We start from the raw sequence: 16,918 nt of genomic DNA on the forward strand, positions 1-16,918 counted from the left end.
AGTGATGAGAAAATACTTGCATAAACCGACCGGTCGGTCAATAATAAATGCAAGCTTGAGGAAGATTTCCAAATGACCGAACCCGTTACCCTTATTGTACAAGGCGACATCGCTATTGTCCGTTTGGACAATCCGCCCGTCAACGCGACATCAACGAAGCTGCGTGCTGGACTGCTGGATGCAGTTGAGAAAATAGGCGAGATGAATGTGCGCGTGGCTATATTATATTGCGTAGGAAAAACATTTGTTGCGGGTGGCGACATGTCGGAATTTAATGCCCCGCCCGTTGAACCCCATCTGCCCGATGTGGTGCAGGCAATCGAAGACAGCCCCGTCCCGTTTATCGCGGCATTGCACGGCACTGTTCTAGGGGGTGGTTTCGAGATTGCTATGGGTTGTGCCTTTCGGGTTGCCCTGGGCAAGACGCGATTCGGCCTGCCCGAGGTGCATGTTGGATTGGTTCCCGGTGCTGGTGGTACGCAACGCCTACCACGGCTGATCGGCTTGGGCCCTGCGCTTGGCATGATCACATCGGGTGGCCTAAAAACCGCCGAAGAGATGTTAGCGCTGGGTGGGATTGATCAGATTAGCACTGCCGAAGGGCCCTTAGCGGCGGGATTGGAATTCGCATCCGACCTACCATCACGCCCCACAGCCATTAGTCAGCGCCCCTGCCCGACCATCGATGCCAAGGAACTGGAAGCGATGCGCAGCACGCTTGAAAAGCGCGCCAAGGGCCAACAATCTCCATTGCACTGTTTAGAGATTACGCTCAGGGCTGAACGCGAGCCTTTTGCGGTGGGTCAGCCCGCAGAGCGTGCCTTGCATCTAAATCTGCGCGACAGCGCCGAAAGCCGCGCATTACGCCACGTATTTTTTGCGGAACGCGCAGTATCGCGCCCTGCACTTTTGCAAGATGCAACCCCAATGGACATTCATAAAGTTGCCGTTGTCGGCGGCGGATTGATGGGTGCGGGCATAGCCTTTGCCTGCTTAAATGCAGGGTTTTCAGTTATCTTACTGGAGCAAACGAATGAAGCGACCAAGGCTGGTGTTACACGCATAGACAAATTAATTTCTGGAGGTGTAGAGCGCGGTAAAGTAAGTGCTGATCGCGCCCAAAAAATGAGAGATGCGCTATCAGCTAGCACAGATTATGCAAAGGCCGCGCCGGCAGATCTTGCTATTGAGGCCGTATTTGAAGATCTGGCCGTGAAACAGGCTGTTTTTCACAAGCTCGCACAGCACATGCGCACCGATGCGATCTTGGCCACCAATACATCCTATCTTGATCCTGAGCTTATTATGGCGGGTATTGAAAATCCTTCTCGGTGCATTGGCCTGCATTTCTTTAGCCCTGCGCATATTATGAAATTGTTGGAAATTGTGCACCTACCTGAGACCAGCGCCACCACCCTTGCTACAGGGTTCGATCTTGGGAAACGGTTGCGCAAAGTTGCGGCGTTATCAGGTGTTTGCGATGGGTTTATTGGTAATCGTATATTGGCAGCCTATCGTCGGGAAGCTGATTATCTATTGATGGATGGGGCCAAGCCTTCAGAGATCGATGTTGCAATGCGTGCGTTTGGAATGCCCATGGGCCCCTATGAGTTACAAGATCTGACGGGGTTACAAATCGCATGGGCCAACCGCAAACGACAGGCCCCAAACCGCCCGCCCTCGGAACGATATGTTTCTATTGGCGACAAGCTGTGCGAGGCCGGACGCACAGGTCAGCGTGCAGGCGCTGGTTGGTACCGATACGAGGATGGCGCCAGGACGCCCATACCCGACCCATATGTGGAAGATTTGCTAACTAGCCAAGGCGCAGGGACAGCCCGTTTCAGCGCCGAAGACATCGTTAATCGCATTCTTGCTGCCATCATAAACGAGGGCGCGCGTATCGTTGAGGAAGGCATCGCAGAGAGACCGTTAGACGTCGATATGGTGATGATCCATGGGTATGGGTTTCCGCGCTGGCGCGGTGGGCCAATGGCCTATGCCCGTGAAAAAGGGATCGATCAGATCCGCGAACATATGGCCGATGTGGCCGCACAAAGCCCGAATTCTTGGATCATATCCAAGATGCTGGCCTGATATTACAACAAAGGAATTACGACATGGGATTGATGCAACTGAACAGTTTTGCAGGCGGAAAATGGATTGCGCCATCGGGCCAAACACGCCTGATCAAATCGGCCATTACTGGTGAAACAATCGCGCAGGCGGGGTCGGATGCGTTGGATTTTCAAGACATGTTGGATTTTGCCAGAAATACCGGTGGCCCAGCGTTGCGAGAGATGACGTTTCATGGGCGTGCGCGCCTGCTCAAGGCCTTGGCACTACATTTAAACAACCATCGCGATGAGTTATACCAGCTGTCGTATCAAACCGGCGCTACGCTGGCCGATAGCAAAATCGACATCGATGGTGGCATTGGCACAATGCTGGTTTTTGCCTCTAAGGGGCGACGTGAAATGCCTGATGACCGTGTTTATAGCGATGGTAACACCGAGGTTTTATCTCGAAATGGCACTTTTCTTGGGCAACATGTTTGCACGCCTCTACACGGGGCGGCGGTACATATTAATGCCTTTAATTTCCCCGTTTGGGGCATGTTAGAAAAATTGGCGCCCACGCTTTTGGCCGGTGTACCAGCCATTATAAAACCTGCGACCGATACCTCTTATGTAACCGAGGCCTGTGTAAGGATCATGGTAGAAAGTGGCATTTTCCCCGAGGGTTCATTTCAGCTGATCATGGGGGGCACTGGTGATTTGTTGGATCGTTTGGGATGCCAAGACGTCGTCAGCTTTACTGGATCGGCGCACACGGCATTGAGCCTACGGTCAAATCCGAATATTTTGCGTAACTCGATACGTTTCGTTGCGGAACAAGACAGCCTAAATGCATCCGTTTTAGGCCCTGATGTAACGCCCGATGCACCCGAATTCGATCTATTCGTCAAAGAGGCCGTGCGTGAGATTACCACCAAGGCAGGTCAAAAATGCACCGCCATTCGCCGCATCATGGCCCCTGCCAACTTGGTCGATCCGATCATTGCCGCAATTTCCGCAAAGCTGGATAAAAACACGATTGGTGATCCAGCGAATAGTGCCACCCGCATGGGGGCCCTAGCCTCTGCGGCACAAGCGGCGGATGTTTTGGAAAAGGCTGCAATTATCGAAACCGAGGCAACCCGTGTTTACGGTGATCCAAATGCCTGTGATGTGGTTGGCGAAGGATTAGAAGGCGGGGCATTTGTTGCGCCAATGTTGTTCCATTGTGCAGATCCAGATAGCGCAGAGCAGGTGCATGCGACCGAGGCCTTTGGGCCGGTGGCGACCGTCATGCCTTATCGCGATTTGGCCCACGCTGGCGAATTGTTAAACCGCGGTGGCGGGTCATTGGTTGCATCCGTCATCACGCATGACCCAAGTGTCGCGCGCAAGATGGTAGAGACATCGGCCGCGTTTCATGGCCGCCTATATTTCAACAACCGCGATTCTATGGGGGAATCCACTGGGCATGGTTCGCCGTTACCTCACATGGTGCATGGCGGCCCTGGACGAGCAGGCGGTGGCGAAGAAATGGGTGGGGTGCGCGGCGTTATGCATTACATGCAACGTACCGCAATCCAAGGTAGCCCCGATATTCTATCAGCTGTTGGGGGAACTTGGATAAAGGGAGCCACGCGCAAAACCGAAGCTGCACATCCCTTTACCCGCAACTTTGATCAGCTATCCATTGGTGAATCCATTATGGCAGGGCCGCGTACGATTACGCTTGAGGACATTGAGCATTTCGCACATTTTACCGGCGATACATTCTATGCACATATGGATGAAGACGCCGCCGCGGCGAACCCGTTTTTCCCTGGTCGCGTTGCGCATGGCTATCTATTGTTGTCCTTTGCTGCTGGAATGTTTGTGGAGCCAAATCCAGGCCCGGTATTGGCCAACACCGGCCTAGAGGGCCTATCATTTCAAAAGCCTGTTTCTGCGGGGGATGCCATCAGCGTAACCTTAACCGTTCAAAAGAAAACCAAACGCACCGATACATATGGCGAAGTACGCTGGAATGTTTTATTGTCAAACCAAGATGATGAACAGGTAGCAGAATATACGCTTTTGACTATGAACGAATACGCGCCTATCACTGAGGAATGAGCAAACAGCACCAAATGATTACACCTCTTGTACGCGACCTGCATGATGCAGGTCGTTTGCGTGTGTGGTCATTGATTATTACAATCTTGGGCGATGTTGCACATCCCCATGGTGGCACAATGTCTATGTCGGATTTGCTGACATTAACGGATCATATGGACATCGACCAAGGCGCCATTCGCACAGCTCTCTCGCGCCTATCAAAGGAAGAGTGGGTGATCGCCAAAAAAACCGGGCGCACATCTGCCTATGCGTTTTCTCATGGCGGACGCGCGGCATTTGAATCTGCCTCTGCACAGGTCTATGCACCGCGGTATGCACCAGAGTCTGATGCTTGGGTCATAGCTGTTCTTCCCCCCCAACGCGCCAAAGATCGTCAGGCCATGCAGAAGACGCTGGCAGAAACCAATGCTCTGCAATCACAATCAGGCGTTGCCTTATGGCCTGCTACACTTGCGCCAAAAATGGGTTATTTGGAACAGCTGGGATGCCTGAGCTTTGTTGGTGATTTAGATAGGGTGCCAAGCTGGGCTAAGGCCGAATTCCCCCCTCCAGAGGCAGAACTACTGGCAAAGAGATTTATCGCAAAATACCAAGAGATAGGAAATTCGGACACCCCCTTGCCCGCGCTGGATGCGATGGTTGCACGGATATTGATCCTACATGATTGGCGCCGTATGGTTTTACGCTATCCGGCGGTACCGGCGGCCCTGCAACCAGATGTGTGGACAATGACCGCAGCACATGCCTTGGTTGTTAAGGTTTACAAGGGTCTATTGTCTCAATCGGAGAGCGGGCCGATTTCATTGAAGGCACGGGCAATTTTGGACGCACGGTTTTAGCCTGATCACCTAGCTATCTAGGTACATGAAAACGCCTGTTGCAGTCGCACAAATACGCTCTTTCCCCTGCATACGAAAGTCTGTTCGTGTTGTTACCGTTTTACGTCCGTTTGCAATGATTTGGATGGTTACTTCGATCGTGCCATCCTGCATCGGGCGCAGGAAATTGGTATGCATATCAACTGTCACGCAGTGCCGCATACGCCCGTTTACCGCACAAATAGTCATGAAGGATGCGGTATCGGCAACTGCCATCATCGCCTGTCCGGACATAAGCAATTCGCTGCCGTGAATGTTACGTAGCAATTCGGGTGTGGCGACCCAATGGAACAGCGCACCACCAGTATCAAAGGACTGCATATTGATCTGCAGGCGGTTGATCCAATCTGCGCAAACCTCATCTTTGATCTGTTGTATCTGTGGGATGGTCAGGTGCTGTGACATTTTTCGGCCTTCGATATATTACGATTATTTCTTGATTTCATATTTTTTGTAATATAAAAAGACCCTGCAATCAAGAGGGAATCAATCATGTACTCACAGGGACTGATCGGCGCGGACAGCAGCTCTGAGGAAACGCCTGAATTTTTGGCCGAGTTTCAAAAACGCATCGACCGAGAAGAGAAAATAGAGCCCAACGATCCAATGCCCTCTGGGTATCGCAAAACGCTGGTGCGCCAAATTGGCCAACATGCGCATTCCGAAATCGTTGGTATGCTGCCCGAGGGCAATTGGATCACCCGCGCGCCCACTCTGCGCCGCAAGATCGCCTTGCTGGCCAAGGTGCAAGATGAGGGAGGGCATGGTCTGTACCTTTATTCCGCAGCAGAAACATTGGGCGTTTCGCGCAAACAGATGACCGAGGAATTGCTGTCAGGGAAGGCAAAGTATTCGTCGATCTTCAATTATCCCACCCCGACATGGGCCGATATGGGTGCTATTGGTTGGTTGGTTGATGGCGCGGCGATCATGAATCAAATCCCCCTATGTCGCTGTTCCTACGGCCCCTATGCCCGCGCTATGGTGCGCGTGTGCAAAGAGGAAAGCTTCCATCAACGTCAGGGCTACGAGATTATGATTTCCCTTGCACATGGTTCGCCAGAGCAAAAGGAAATGGCTCAAGATGCGCTAAACCGCTGGTGGTGGCCATCGATAATGATGTTTGGCCCGCATGATAGCGACAGCACCAATTCCGACCAATCTATGGCATGGAAAATCAAGCGTTTTAGCAATGATGAGCTGCGCCAGAAATTCATTGATGCAACCATCCCTCAGGCGGAATACTTGGGCCTAACGGTGCCTGATCCAGATTTAAAATGGAATCCTGAGAAAAACGACGGCAAGGGTGGCTATGATTTCGGTGCCATCGACTGGGATGAATTTTGGACCGTAGTCAAAGGTGGCGGCAAGATGAATGTTGACCGCATCACCGCCCGCCAAAAGGCATGGGATGATGGCGAGTGGGTGCGCGACGCCGCCCTAGCCCATGCCAAGAAACAAACAGCAAAAAAGGCCAGCGCAACACTGGCCGCGGAGTAAGAACATGTCAGATCAAAACGAAATACCTCTGTGGGAAGTTTTCATTCGTCCGCGCAACGGTCTATCGCATCGCCACTGTGGGTCATTGCATGCGGTTGATGCGACAATGGCGCTGAATGCAGCGCGTGATGTTTACACGCGACGTGGAGAAGGCCAATCCATTTGGATCGTACCATCCGCCGATATCACCGCATCCGATCCACAAGAAAAAGATGCAAATTTTGAGCCATCCGAGAGCAAAATTTATCGCCACCCCACGTTCTATGAAGTTCCAGAAGAAGTGGGCCATATGTAATGGGCAACGATGTGTTATTTGAAACTCTGCTGCGTTTAGCGGATAATCATCTTATCCTTGGGCACCGCTTGTCCGAATGGTGCGGGCATGCGCCAATGCTAGAAGAAGACTTAGCCATGCCCAATATAGCATTGGATTTGATTGGTCAGTCGCGTGCGTTGTATGCCTATGCCGCAGAGATTGAAAATCAAGGTAGAAGCGAAGACGATCTTGCATTTCTGCGCCTTGAAAAAGACTATCACAACATTCTAATGGTCGAGCGTCCCAATGGTGATTTCGGGCACACAATGTTGCGACAGTTTCTGTTCTCGTCGTTCATGGTTCTGTTTTGGGAGCGCGCGCAAAATAGCACCGATAAGGTGCTGTCTGGCATTGCTGGAAAGGCGTTTAAGGAATCGCAATACCATGTACGCCATACCGCTGAGTGGATCATCCGCCTAGGCGATGGCACCGAAGAGAGCCACAAGCGAATGACAGCAGCCACTGCGGCACTTGCCCCATATATTGGCGAGCTGTTTGAGGCAGATGCCGTGGATCAGAGTGCAATTTCTGCTGGTATTATTCCACGTGCAAGCGATCTGCGCGGTGCATGGGAAACACAGGTTCGTTCAGTTTATGCCGAGGCGACATTAGAACCCATTCTAGATCATCAGGCCCAAACCGGCGGGCGTATTGGTCAACATACCGAAGATATGGGGTTCTTGCTGGCGCAATTGCAATATGTACAGCGCACCTACCCGAACATGACATGGTAACGAGCGAGCAACAGTCCGCATGGGATGCCGCCGCGGCGGTTCTAGACCCCGAGGTTCCTGCCGTTACGGTAGCGGATTTGGGTATCCTAAGGTCTGTTGAAATGACCGGCGGTCGATCAGTATTGGCAAAGGTAACCCCGACCTATTCCGGATGCCCTGCGGTATCCGCGATAGAAATAGCCATTGATGTTGCCCTGCGCGAGGCAGGGTTTGATCCGACAATAGAGCGGGTAATGTCCCCCCCATGGACCACCGATTGGGTGACCACCGAGGGTCGTGAAAAGCTACGCGCCTATGGCATAGCCCCCCCCGTTCAGGCATCAAATTCGCTACGCGCCTTGTTTGGCGATACGGTGGTCGCCTGCCCGCGTTGCGCATCTACCGACACCACGCGTGTTTCTGAATTTGGGTCAACGGCCTGCAAAGCACTGTATAAATGCGATGCCTGCCATGAACCCTTTGACTATTTTAAGTGTATTTAGGAGGCATCTATGGCTGCTGCACGTTTTAACGAATTAACTCTGAACTCTGTCGTCGCGGAAACCGCCGATGCGGTTATACTCAGCTTCGACATCCCTGCCGAATTGCGCGATGAATATGCCTTTACACCGGGTCAATATTTGACACTGCGCGATACGATCGATGGGCAGGATGTGCGTCGGTCTTATTCTATTTGTTCCCCACTGGGTTCGGATACCCTATCCGTTGGCGTAAAACGCATTGATGGGGGCGTATTTTCCAGCCATGCCATGGCGTTGAATGCGGGAAAATCCTTACAGGTCATGACTCCCCAAGGTCGGTTTTTAGCCCCGATCGGCGGAGAGCATGATTATCTTTTGTTGGCGGCCGGTTCTGGGATCACACCAATGGTATCTATTGCGCGTTCCGTTTTAGAAAACGAACCCAACAGCACCGTAACATTGTGCTATGCAAACCGTTCAACGGAGAGCGTTATGTTTCGCACCGCCTTCGATGATCTAAAAGACCAATATCTAACCCGTTTCATGCTGACCCATGTGATGGATCAAGAAATTCAGGACATCGAATTGTTCAATGGCCGCCTTGATGGCGAAAAGTTGGATACAATGGCAACACGCGGATTGATCACCCCCAAGGCATATGACGCGATTTATATTTGTGGCCCCCAACCGATGATCGAGGGTGCCTCTGTAGCACTTGAATCCATGGGGGTAGACAAGGATAAAATCAAATTCGAATTGTTCACCCCAAATGGCGGGACCCCAATTGCCAGCGCAAATGCATCTCAGGTTGATCCAAATGCTGATGCCCTAAAGATCAGCGTAACAGTTGATGGATCAACCCGCAGTTTCCCGCTTCGCCCCGGTGAGAAAACGGTAGAGGCCGCCGCCAAGGCAGGTGTCGAATTCCCCTATTCTTGTGACAATGGGATGTGCGCTACCTGCCGCTGTAAGGTGGTTAGGGGGGATGTAGAAATGGTACAAAACTTCAGCCTTGAACCATGGGAGATGGAGGCAGGGTTTGTTTTGGCCTGCCAAGTACAACCTAAATCAGATGATGTGCTGTTGGATTTCGACGCCCTATAGGAAGAGTATTTGGCCTTTGCTATACCCTATAGCAAAGGCTGCGTAGGGCTGGTGGTCAACCATCTATTTGGGTGAAGTCACAATCCAACCTAGGTCTGAAATCGCTGTGATACCAGCCGAAGCGCGGCCTCGAAGCGCTGGGTATCCTGAGCCACGCGCGCGGCCAACTGCGCGCCCTCCAGCAAAGGAAGCAGGGCAGCGGCTTCGGCTTCTGGATCTAGAACATGCTGGATTGATCCATCTTCTTTACCTTGCCTAAATTTCTGTGAAATCCACTCGATCATCATTGATCTAAAACTGTTCATTTCGGCAATGGTTTGCGCAGACAGGCTCTCTATGCTGGTTGAAAAAGACACGCAGAGGCACAGGCTTTGCCCGCCTTCAAGTGCCCCATGATACCTTGAGATCAATGCACTTAGGCATGCGGCACCTGTGGCATGTTCTAGGTCGATTTCCGCGCAGGCCGCCTTTAGATCGGTATGGTATCGCTGCATGAGGGCCACGGCCAATGTTGCCTTGTTGGCAAAATGGTGGTGGATGCTGGCCTTGGTGATCTTCACCTCTGCGGCTAGATCCGCATAGCTGAAACCATCAAAGCCACGCGTTCTTGCCGCGTGCTCTGCTGAGTTTAGAAGGTTGGTTTTGGTGTCGGTGACCATTTACTAAGCCTATTTTAGATACCCAATGTGTCTAGAACATTTTCCGCAGCTTCTAAAGCGCCTTCAATATATCCCCCAAAATTTGCGGCAACTTCTGTGCCTGAAAAATGCAGTGCCCCATTCCACAGCTCTGTCATGGCACGGGGCAACCCATAGGTTGGATGCGCATACATTGGGGTCTTATCTGCCTGCGTAGCCGTATAGGGATCAAAGGCCCAATCCTTGATATACAGCTGACGTGGATCAGCGGCCTGTGGCCCAAACAGGCGGGCCAGTTGTGCGCGCAACTCTTGGCGCAGTTTTCGATCATCAGCGCGCCCGTCAGGTGAGACACCGACAAAGCCAAACAACGCATATGGGCCACCTGTTTTCGGCGAGGCGTCATGAATTTCGGCGGCCGGGCCTTTATGACTCATCGCATCACCCGATAGCCCTTCTTCGCGCCAGAAGGGCCTGTCATAAATTGCCATGGCCTTAGCCTGACCGGCCATCCACGTCGGGATAGCCTGCATCATTTGCATGGTTTGGTTCGGCAGTGCCGGTGTGAAATTAATCAGAGCGGCAATGCGTGGCGGTAAAGACAGCACCACCTGATCGCCGCTAACTTTCTGGCCATTTGAGAGTGTTGCGATACACATATCATCTGATTTCGTGATCTCCGTCACGTTAGCGTTAAAGAGTTTGCGGTGATCTGGAATGCGTTCTGCCAGCGCCGTGATCAATGCTCCAAACCCACCTACAAGCCGCCACGAACCTTCCATGGATGAAAATCCCCGACCACGATGAACCTGCCCCCGCTCATCCTCAAAGACCAGCGCACCATCGCAATACTGGTCAAATTTTTGCAATCCCAAACGATCAATCATTGTATCAATGCGTGGTTGCCCCGGCCAAAACCATGCAGGGCCCATATCGAAATAGCCATCCTGTTGATGCTGCGTCAAAATCCGCCCACCAAGGCGTAGGCGCGCCTCTAGCAGGATGTAATCCCTACCTTGGCTCTCGAGCGCTTCGGCCAGAGCAAGTCCGGACAGCCCCCCCCCGATGATGAGTGTTCTCATATTCTAGAACCCTTCCGACGCTGGGCGCAAATCTAGTTCATGCGTCCAAGTTGATGTAGGCTGATGAGAAAGTTGCCAGTATGTTTCGGCGATATGGTCTGGGTTCATCATCTTGATCGGGTCCAAGCCGTGTAAATCGCGCGAATTTTGTGTATCGATGATGCCATCGAGAATAGCGTGGCAAACGTGCACACCCATAGGCTGATATTCACGCGCAAGCGATTGTGTCAGACCCCGCAATGCAAATTTAGCGCTGGCAAAGGCTGAGAAACGAGCACCGCCGCGTAGGGAGGCTGTAGCCCCGGAAACAATGAAGGTTCCGCCACCGGCCTCGACCATGGGATGCATCGTGGATTTGGCAAGCAATACGGCGGATTGCACCATTGATGCCCAGGTTTGGCGATAATCCATGAGCGATGTATCTTTGAATGGGGCGATCACGAGTTCCGAGGTATTATGGATGACAACTCTTGGCGGGCCATGCTCGGCAATAATCTGGGTAATCACCGATTTAACAGCGCCTTCATCGGTTAAATCCAGTGTGTGAAAGTGCCCCACAGGTTTGTTGGGGCGTGTTCGCCCCAACCCCACCGGATTAAACCCGCCGCGTTCAAACCGTGCCAGCAACGATTGCCCGAGACCAGCCCCAGCGCCCGCGACAAGGATCATTGGGTTTTGCTTATCCATTAAACCACCGGTGGTTTCGCAAATGGCAGATGGCCAGTTTTCATCCAAATCTTTGCACCCTCTGGGCCCGCAGTAGCGGATAGGGTCGCCCCTTCGGGCAAACGAAGCCATGCGCCCCTATTAAGGGTTTCGCCACCCTCTGAAACCGCGCCAGAGATAACCAGCATTTCAATGCCGCCTGCATCACTGTTTTCAAGTTTTGCACCGGCCTCCAGATGGCTAAAGGTTACGGTTTCGCGTGCGTCGCGATGTAATAGAGCGGTGGCTACACCGTTTACCGGTGCGCACAACTCATCAGACATGGTTTTGTGGAACTGGATGCGATCCTCCATATCGAACTGCCAAAGTTTTACGAAAATCGTGCACCCTTGTTCAGAGCTTGGAGTATGAGCCGTTGTTGGGGGATTGCGAACATAGCTGCCTTCGGGAAAATCGCCATGTTCGTCCTGAAATACACCGTCTAGCACGATAAATTCTTCGCCACCTGTATGGGTATGTTCCGAGAATTTACTGCCTGGTGCATAGCGTACGATCGTAGTCGCGCGTGCAACCTCCCCCCCGATCCTATCCAGCATACGCCGATCCACACCTGGCATCGGCGACGCGGCCCATTCGAGGTGTTCCGAGTGAACCACCACGCGTTGCGAAAAGTCTGCGTTTAATTCCATTGTATCGTCCTTTCAAGTGAAGCAGATCGGAAAATTAGCCAGAGATGCTTGGGCGGGCGGCAACCTTGGCGCGCCACGCTGTCAGGTTGGAGAGTTGTTCGGGCACTTCGACCTTGGCAAAATCTGCAAAAGCAAGACCAGCAAAGGCTGTGATATCCGCCACGGAGAACGCATCCCCTGCAAGGTATTCTTGGTTGGCCAAGACAGTATCAAGGTAGGCCATTGTCTGCGCGGCAACATCTTTCTGTTTATTGCCCCATTCTGCACATTGATCAATCTCTAGTTTTGGGCCTAGGCCTTCTGTCGCATGATGGAAATAGGCACCAACCGCGTTAAGAAGCCCATTTTCTGCGCGCAGGTTCATCATCGCGATTTGCGCGCGCTGCTTTGGTGATGTGCCAGTAAGTGACGGCCCCTCGAAATGGCCATCAATAAATTCTGTGATTGCGTTGCACTGTGAAATATGGGTGCCATCCGCCAATTCTAGGCACGGCACAGTCGCATCGGGGTTCATCGATTTAAATGCATCCTCGCGGTGCTCTCCGCCCATAACATCAACGGGCACGAAAGACACCTCGTCTGTTGCGCCTTTCTCTGCAAGGGCAATGCGGATGCGTGCTGGATTTGGAAATCCCTCTGTGTCGTAAATTTTCATGCTTTCTCTCCATAAGTTGAAATATCAACCTACTAGTTGGTAGGCAAATTCATCAAGCCAAATCTGACGCTCTGCGTTCACATGGTTGTGAACCGGTTCCCATTCTCATCCCAGTAGGCATTGTCAGGTTTCGCTTTGTAGAAGTGAGCGATCGGGGTGGGACAAATGGCCGGCGGCTATTTGGCAAGCATCACGCTCTGGTGCCGCTCTTTCTATTGAGACGACTATTCGCAACTGTAACTGATCAGAGAATGTTTCAGCGCTAATGCCATGCACCAGCAGTGTTTGGGTATCAGGGTGGCTTTCCGTTTCATCAATAGCATTTTTCCCCGCTCTACACAGGCCGGGACGACAATAGTGGCGATGCGCAAGTTGCCACTTATGCGCCCTGCTTGTTTATACTGGTGCTGGCGCAATTAGATCGTGGCCTCAATAACCTGTTCGGTCTTGGCCACCATACCAGCCCCAACCGTGATATATTGCAGACGATAGGGCTGCGTGGAGAGATCACCATCGGGTTCGATGCATAGGCGTTTCAATTGATGGCTAACGGCAGGTTGGGCTAGGATTTTGGTATCCGCCGCTGCGGATAGACTGCCTTTATTAACCACAGTTATAAAAGCGAGCCATGCCTCTACATTGGAAATACACTAGTATTCAGAAACTTACATTTGCCATTAGCTTTGTCGCCTCATTTTTCATAACCTCGCCAAAAGCGCGCTCTGGGAGACATTTGTTGTTCGCCTTTGTTCATCTCAAATGCCCCTGCCGCTAGTGCGTCGTACAATGAATGGAGCAAGCATGAGCAAAGTGACAAACCAGATGGATCAATTCGATTACATTGTGATTGGCGCAGGGTCTGCGGGGTGCCTATTGGCAAATCGGCTAAGCGCCGACCCCAGCAACCATGTCTTATTGCTTGAGGCAGGGAAACCTGACACTTATGCTTGGATTCATGTGCCGGTTGGCTATCTCTATTGCATCGGAAATCCCCGTACCGATTGGATGTATAACACCCAGCCCGACGCTGGCCTGAATGGACGTAGCTTGCGCTATCCTCGTGGGAAAACGTTGGGGGGGTGTTCGTCGATCAACGGGATGATTTATATGCGTGGCCAAGCACGTGATTACAACAATTGGGCCAAGTTGACAGGAGAAGAGGACTGGAGTTGGCATCAGTCTATCAAGGATTTCAAGGCCCATGAAAACCACTATCGCCTGGATAATGGTGCCGATCCCAAAACCGGAGATAACAGCATATTTTCCGACCATCACGGCCATGGTGGTGAATGGCGCGTAGAAAAACAGCGCCTACGCTGGGATGTTTTGGACAGCTTTTCCGATGCCGCAAACCAAATTGGCATCGAAAAAACCGACGACTTTAACTGCGGCGACAACGCAGGTGTGGGATATTTTGACGTCAACCAACGCTCTGGTTGGCGTTGGAATACATCCAAGGCATTTCTACGCCCAGCCAAGGGCCGGAAAAACCTAACAATCTGGACAGAGGCGATGGTCGAGCGGCTGGATATTACAGCAGATGCCCAGGGTCGTGCACAGTGCGTTGGGGCCGTTGTGAACCACCAAGGCACATCCAAAACCCTGCGCACGACCAAGGAAACCATCCTATCCGCAGGGGCGATTAACTCGCCACAGATTTTGCAACTGTCTGGTGTTGGCCCGCGTGAACTCTTGTCTGGCTTGGGGATCGAAACCATCGTCGACAGCCCCTATGTGGGCCAGAACCTGCAAGATCATTTGCAAATCCGCGCGGTGTACAAGGTAAAGGGCACGCGCACGATGAACACGCTGGTCAACTCAATGCTGGGAAAAGTGAAGATCGGGCTGGAATACATGTTAAAACGTTCTGGGCCGATGTCGATGGCGCCCAGCCAACTGGGGGCATTTACACGCTCTGATCCTTCACAGCCATATGCAAATCTTGAATATCACGTACAACCCCTTAGCCTAGAGGCCTTTGGCGAAGACTTACACAATTTCCCTGCCATAACCGTATCGGTATGTAATTTGAATCCCAGCAGTCGCGGGTCGGTTCAGATCGCATCCAGTGATTACCGCGATGCGCCCAAAATTTCGCCCAATTATTTGGATACCGAAGAAGACCGCAAAATCGCCGCGGACAGCCTGCGCCAAGTGCGAAAAATCATGTCGCAATCGTCTATGGCCCGCTATGAACCAGAAGAGTTCAAACCCGGACTAGAATATCAAACTGATGAAGAGCTTGCCAAACTAGCAGGGGATATTGCCAATACGATTTTCCATCCGGTCGGAACCGTGAAAATGGGACGCACCGATGATCCCACCGCAGTTTTAGATCCCCATTTACGTGTCAAAGGTGTTGGGCAGTTACGGGTTGTTGATGCATCTGTTATGCCCGAGATCACCTCGGGCAACACCAACTCTCCCACCATTATGATCGCAGAAAAAGCTGCGCGCTGGATTTTAGCGGGCGAGGACCATGGCGCAGGGTAACAGGGCGAACACAACAAATGAAATATCCCACGCCGGCAACAAACTGATCATGACGATCCCATTGCTACCACAGGCGCGGACCATTGGCGATGTGCGGGGCGACAAGGCATTGATGGCGGCAATTGCGTTGATCTGCGAGCGTGCAATTCAGAAATAGCTTGACGGAAATATTACTGTGACTATTCAGGAAACGGCCTATACGGCGGATGCGATGGCAGGTGTATCTGTCCCAAATCTAATCATGTCTTCGCCACTGATTGTGGGTAGCGCGGATATCGAGAGAATTCTATCGGCATTAGAGGCTAGCCTGATCGCGACAGGAGGATCCCATGGAGAATAATTTCGTAGCGCTAACCGGCACCAAAGGTGGTCCCGCCATTCGCCCGGGATCTAGCATGCCCACCTCTAACCTGTTGTGCCTTGATGGCCAACAGATTGTAGTGGATTGCGGTTTAGGCGTGACCCGCGGCTTGGTCGACCAAGGTATGCAGCTAAGGGATCTGGATACGATTTTCATCACGCATTTGCATTCTGATCACTATCTAGAGCTAGGGGGATTACTGCACACAGCATGGACCGCCGGCCTAAAAACTCCAGTCCAAATCTGGGGGCCCGCGGGGCTGGAACAATATTGGCAGAACTTTGTGGCGTCCATGCAATTTGATATTGATACACGCATTGATGACGAAGGGCGCCCCGATTTGGGTGATCTGGTTACGTTTCATGTGCTAGGCACCGATCGCATTGTTCTAAAGGGCGGCATCAGTGTATCCACCCTGCGCAATGCACATCCACCATTGCTAGATAGCTTTGCACTGGCATTTCGATCCACGCAAAAAACAGTGGTGTTTTCTGGGGACACTGCCCCGATCGCCGAGATGGTCGATTTTGCCAAGGGCGCCGACATTTTGATTCACGAGGCGATGTTAAAGGCCGCGCTTCCTGCGCTGATGGCGCGCGTTGGGAATGGCAGTGAAAAATTAATGGCGCACTTGTTACGCTCACATACCTGTGCCCATGATGCCGCCAAAATCGCAGAATCCGCTGGCGTCAAGCAATTGGCGCTGTCGCATCTTGTCCCTTCGGATGATCCAGATTACACCAAGAAAGATTGGGAAAATGCCGTAAAGGATCATTGGGATGGGCCGCTGCATATAGGATTTGACGGTATCAGAATATTTTTTTGATCCATCGTTTAGCCTGAAATCAAAGCCAGTAACGGTGTCTTGGACGCCTAATATATGGCCAAGGTATTTCTGGTCTTGACGCAGCCTAGATAAACTTTCACATATTCCGCAGATGGTTTCCAGCCGTCGAACATACGGCTGGAATGAAAAGGGAATACGGTGAGGAAGAGCGAAAACGCGCCTAATCCGTAACTGCCCCCGCAACTGTAAGCGGTGAGTGCTCCCGAGTGATACCACTGAGCCAAATTGGCTTGGGAAGGTTCGGGAAAACGCTGATCCGTAAGTCAGGAGACCTGCCATCTGAGATGTAATCAACTAGGGCGGGGCGTCCTGGAAAGAGGCT

General features: G+C 52.0%; 18 protein-coding genes and 1 riboswitch. Of the genes, 11 read left to right on the top strand and 7 right to left on the bottom strand.

The annotated features are described in order from the left end of the window. The first annotated feature begins 72 nt into the window (after positions 1-72). From QQL62_RS07255 to QQL62_RS07265, 3 genes are read left to right on the top strand one after another with little or no spacing between them, the layout of a single operon-like run. Positions 73-2,097 carry a 3-hydroxyacyl-CoA dehydrogenase NAD-binding domain-containing protein gene (locus tag QQL62_RS07255; protein ID WP_284377268.1) on the top strand — a complete coding sequence of 675 codons (2,025 nt, stop codon included), beginning with the start codon at positions 73-75 and terminating at the stop codon, positions 2,095-2,097. A gap of 23 nt (positions 2,098-2,120) precedes the next feature. After that, positions 2,121-4,169, top strand: coding sequence for a phenylacetic acid degradation bifunctional protein PaaZ (gene paaZ / locus QQL62_RS07260; protein WP_284377269.1), 2,049 nt, complete (start codon positions 2,121-2,123; stop codon positions 4,167-4,169). Positions 4,170-4,183: 14 nt separating this feature from the next. Next, on the top strand, positions 4,184-5,011 hold the full coding sequence (locus QQL62_RS07265) for a PaaX family transcriptional regulator C-terminal domain-containing protein (RefSeq protein WP_284377270.1): 828 nt from the start codon (positions 4,184-4,186) through the stop codon (positions 5,009-5,011). Between the two features lie 9 nt (positions 5,012-5,020). Here QQL62_RS07265 and QQL62_RS07270 read toward each other — a convergent pair whose 3' ends face one another. Beyond that, positions 5,021-5,455 (bottom strand): PaaI family thioesterase, encoded by a 435-nt coding sequence (locus QQL62_RS07270; RefSeq protein ID WP_284377271.1) that lies wholly within the window; start codon positions 5,453-5,455, stop codon positions 5,021-5,023. A gap of 87 nt (positions 5,456-5,542) precedes the next feature. On the opposite strand from QQL62_RS07270, the gene paaA reads away from it, so the two are divergent. The 5 genes from paaA to QQL62_RS07295 are packed head-to-tail and all read left to right on the top strand — an operon-like array spanning position 5,543 to position 9,165. Beyond that, entirely contained in the window at positions 5,543-6,550 is a 1,008-nt protein-coding gene (gene paaA / locus QQL62_RS07275; RefSeq protein ID WP_284377272.1) for a 1,2-phenylacetyl-CoA epoxidase subunit PaaA, read from the top strand. A 4-nt stretch (positions 6,551-6,554) separates the two neighbouring features. Further along, positions 6,555-6,845 carry a 1,2-phenylacetyl-CoA epoxidase subunit PaaB gene (gene paaB, locus QQL62_RS07280; RefSeq protein ID WP_284377273.1) on the top strand — a complete coding sequence of 97 codons (291 nt, stop codon included), beginning with the start codon at positions 6,555-6,557 and terminating at the stop codon, positions 6,843-6,845. Continuing rightward, the gene (gene paaC / locus QQL62_RS07285; RefSeq protein WP_284377274.1) at positions 6,845-7,600 is read left to right on the top strand and encodes a 1,2-phenylacetyl-CoA epoxidase subunit PaaC; all 756 of its coding nucleotides are present in this window, start codon (positions 6,845-6,847) and stop codon (positions 7,598-7,600) included. The genes paaB and paaC overlap by 1 nt, the downstream gene beginning before the upstream one ends. Further along, complete coding sequence (paaD, locus tag QQL62_RS07290) at positions 7,594-8,082, top strand: 1,2-phenylacetyl-CoA epoxidase subunit PaaD (protein WP_284377275.1); 489 nt, start codon at positions 7,594-7,596, stop codon at positions 8,080-8,082. The genes paaC and paaD overlap by 7 nt, the downstream gene beginning before the upstream one ends. Positions 8,083-8,091: 9 nt before the next feature. Further along, positions 8,092-9,165 (top strand): 2Fe-2S iron-sulfur cluster-binding protein, encoded by a 1,074-nt coding sequence (locus QQL62_RS07295; RefSeq protein ID WP_284377276.1) that lies wholly within the window; start codon positions 8,092-8,094, stop codon positions 9,163-9,165. Positions 9,166-9,254: 89 nt separating this feature from the next. Here QQL62_RS07295 and QQL62_RS07300 read toward each other — a convergent pair whose 3' ends face one another. The 6 genes from QQL62_RS07300 to QQL62_RS07325 all read right to left on the bottom strand — a co-directional run bounded on the left by QQL62_RS07300 (position 9,255) and on the right by QQL62_RS07325 (position 13,542). Further along, positions 9,255-9,824, bottom strand: coding sequence for a TetR/AcrR family transcriptional regulator (locus QQL62_RS07300; protein ID WP_284377277.1), 570 nt, complete (start codon positions 9,822-9,824; stop codon positions 9,255-9,257). A gap of 14 nt (positions 9,825-9,838) precedes the next feature. Next, entirely contained in the window at positions 9,839-10,885 is a 1,047-nt protein-coding gene (locus QQL62_RS07305) for a flavin monoamine oxidase family protein (RefSeq protein WP_284377278.1), read from the bottom strand. Positions 10,886-10,888: 3 nt separating this feature from the next. Further along, positions 10,889-11,572: an SDR family NAD(P)-dependent oxidoreductase gene (locus tag QQL62_RS07310; RefSeq protein ID WP_284377280.1), complete on the bottom strand. Its 684-nt coding sequence runs from the start codon at positions 11,570-11,572 to the stop codon at positions 10,889-10,891. Continuing rightward, positions 11,572-12,240: a cupin domain-containing protein gene (locus QQL62_RS07315; protein ID WP_284377281.1), complete on the bottom strand. Its 669-nt coding sequence runs from the start codon at positions 12,238-12,240 to the stop codon at positions 11,572-11,574. Before QQL62_RS07315 ends, QQL62_RS07310 begins: the two co-directional genes overlap by 1 nt. A gap of 34 nt (positions 12,241-12,274) precedes the next feature. Continuing rightward, on the bottom strand, positions 12,275-12,895 hold the full coding sequence (locus tag QQL62_RS07320; protein ID WP_284377282.1) for a glutathione S-transferase family protein: 621 nt from the start codon (positions 12,893-12,895) through the stop codon (positions 12,275-12,277). A 416-nt stretch (positions 12,896-13,311) separates the two neighbouring features. Further along, the gene (locus QQL62_RS07325; RefSeq protein WP_348520665.1) at positions 13,312-13,542 is read right to left on the bottom strand and encodes a helix-turn-helix domain-containing protein; all 231 of its coding nucleotides are present in this window, start codon (positions 13,540-13,542) and stop codon (positions 13,312-13,314) included. A gap of 175 nt (positions 13,543-13,717) precedes the next feature. On the opposite strand from QQL62_RS07325, the gene QQL62_RS07330 reads away from it, so the two are divergent. The 3 genes from QQL62_RS07330 to QQL62_RS07340 all read left to right on the top strand — a co-directional run bounded on the left by QQL62_RS07330 (position 13,718) and on the right by QQL62_RS07340 (position 16,575). Next, positions 13,718-15,388 (top strand): GMC family oxidoreductase, encoded by a 1,671-nt coding sequence (locus QQL62_RS07330; RefSeq protein ID WP_431355761.1) that lies wholly within the window; start codon positions 13,718-13,720, stop codon positions 15,386-15,388. A 175-nt stretch (positions 15,389-15,563) separates the two neighbouring features. Next, on the top strand, positions 15,564-15,728 hold the full coding sequence (locus tag QQL62_RS07335) for a hypothetical protein (protein ID WP_284377285.1): 165 nt from the start codon (positions 15,564-15,566) through the stop codon (positions 15,726-15,728). Continuing rightward, positions 15,718-16,575, top strand: coding sequence for an MBL fold metallo-hydrolase (locus QQL62_RS07340; RefSeq protein WP_284377287.1), 858 nt, complete (start codon positions 15,718-15,720; stop codon positions 16,573-16,575). Before QQL62_RS07335 ends, QQL62_RS07340 begins: the two co-directional genes overlap by 11 nt. Before the next feature lie 96 nt (positions 16,576-16,671). Continuing rightward, positions 16,672-16,890, top strand: a riboswitch (cobalamin riboswitch). Positions 16,891-16,918 lie beyond the last annotated feature (28 nt).

The organism is Amylibacter marinus (genome assembly GCF_030160015.1).
GTDB classification, from domain to species: domain Bacteria; phylum Pseudomonadota; class Alphaproteobacteria; order Rhodobacterales; family Rhodobacteraceae; genus Amylibacter; species Amylibacter marinus.

Bases quoted from the DNA above. Each gene is read 5' to 3' on its own strand.
- QQL62_RS07255 (WP_284377268.1), top strand. From the start codon at position 73: ATGACCGAACCCGTTACCCTTATTGTACAAGGCGACATCGCTATTGTC.
- paaZ (WP_284377269.1), top strand. From the start codon at position 2,121: ATGGGATTGATGCAACTGAACAGTTTTGCAGGCGGAAAATGGATTGCG.
- QQL62_RS07265 (WP_284377270.1), top strand. From the start codon at position 4,184: ATGATTACACCTCTTGTACGCGACCTGCATGATGCAGGTCGTTTGCGT.
- QQL62_RS07270 (WP_284377271.1), bottom strand. From the start codon at position 5,455: ATGTCACAGCACCTGACCATCCCACAGATACAACAGATCAAAGATGAG.
- paaA (WP_284377272.1), top strand. From the start codon at position 5,543: ATGTACTCACAGGGACTGATCGGCGCGGACAGCAGCTCTGAGGAAACG.
- paaB (WP_284377273.1), top strand. From the start codon at position 6,555: ATGTCAGATCAAAACGAAATACCTCTGTGGGAAGTTTTCATTCGTCCG.
- paaC (WP_284377274.1), top strand. From the start codon at position 6,845: ATGGGCAACGATGTGTTATTTGAAACTCTGCTGCGTTTAGCGGATAAT.
- paaD (WP_284377275.1), top strand. From the start codon at position 7,594: ATGGTAACGAGCGAGCAACAGTCCGCATGGGATGCCGCCGCGGCGGTT.
- QQL62_RS07295 (WP_284377276.1), top strand. From the start codon at position 8,092: ATGGCTGCTGCACGTTTTAACGAATTAACTCTGAACTCTGTCGTCGCG.
- QQL62_RS07300 (WP_284377277.1), bottom strand. From the start codon at position 9,824: ATGGTCACCGACACCAAAACCAACCTTCTAAACTCAGCAGAGCACGCG.
- QQL62_RS07305 (WP_284377278.1), bottom strand. From the start codon at position 10,885: ATGAGAACACTCATCATCGGGGGGGGGCTGTCCGGACTTGCTCTGGCC.
- QQL62_RS07310 (WP_284377280.1), bottom strand. From the start codon at position 11,572: ATGGATAAGCAAAACCCAATGATCCTTGTCGCGGGCGCTGGGGCTGGT.
- QQL62_RS07315 (WP_284377281.1), bottom strand. From the start codon at position 12,240: ATGGAATTAAACGCAGACTTTTCGCAACGCGTGGTGGTTCACTCGGAA.
- QQL62_RS07320 (WP_284377282.1), bottom strand. From the start codon at position 12,895: ATGAAAATTTACGACACAGAGGGATTTCCAAATCCAGCACGCATCCGC.
- QQL62_RS07330 (WP_431355761.1), top strand. From the start codon at position 13,718: ATGGATCAATTCGATTACATTGTGATTGGCGCAGGGTCTGCGGGGTGC.
- QQL62_RS07340 (WP_284377287.1), top strand. From the start codon at position 15,718: ATGGAGAATAATTTCGTAGCGCTAACCGGCACCAAAGGTGGTCCCGCC.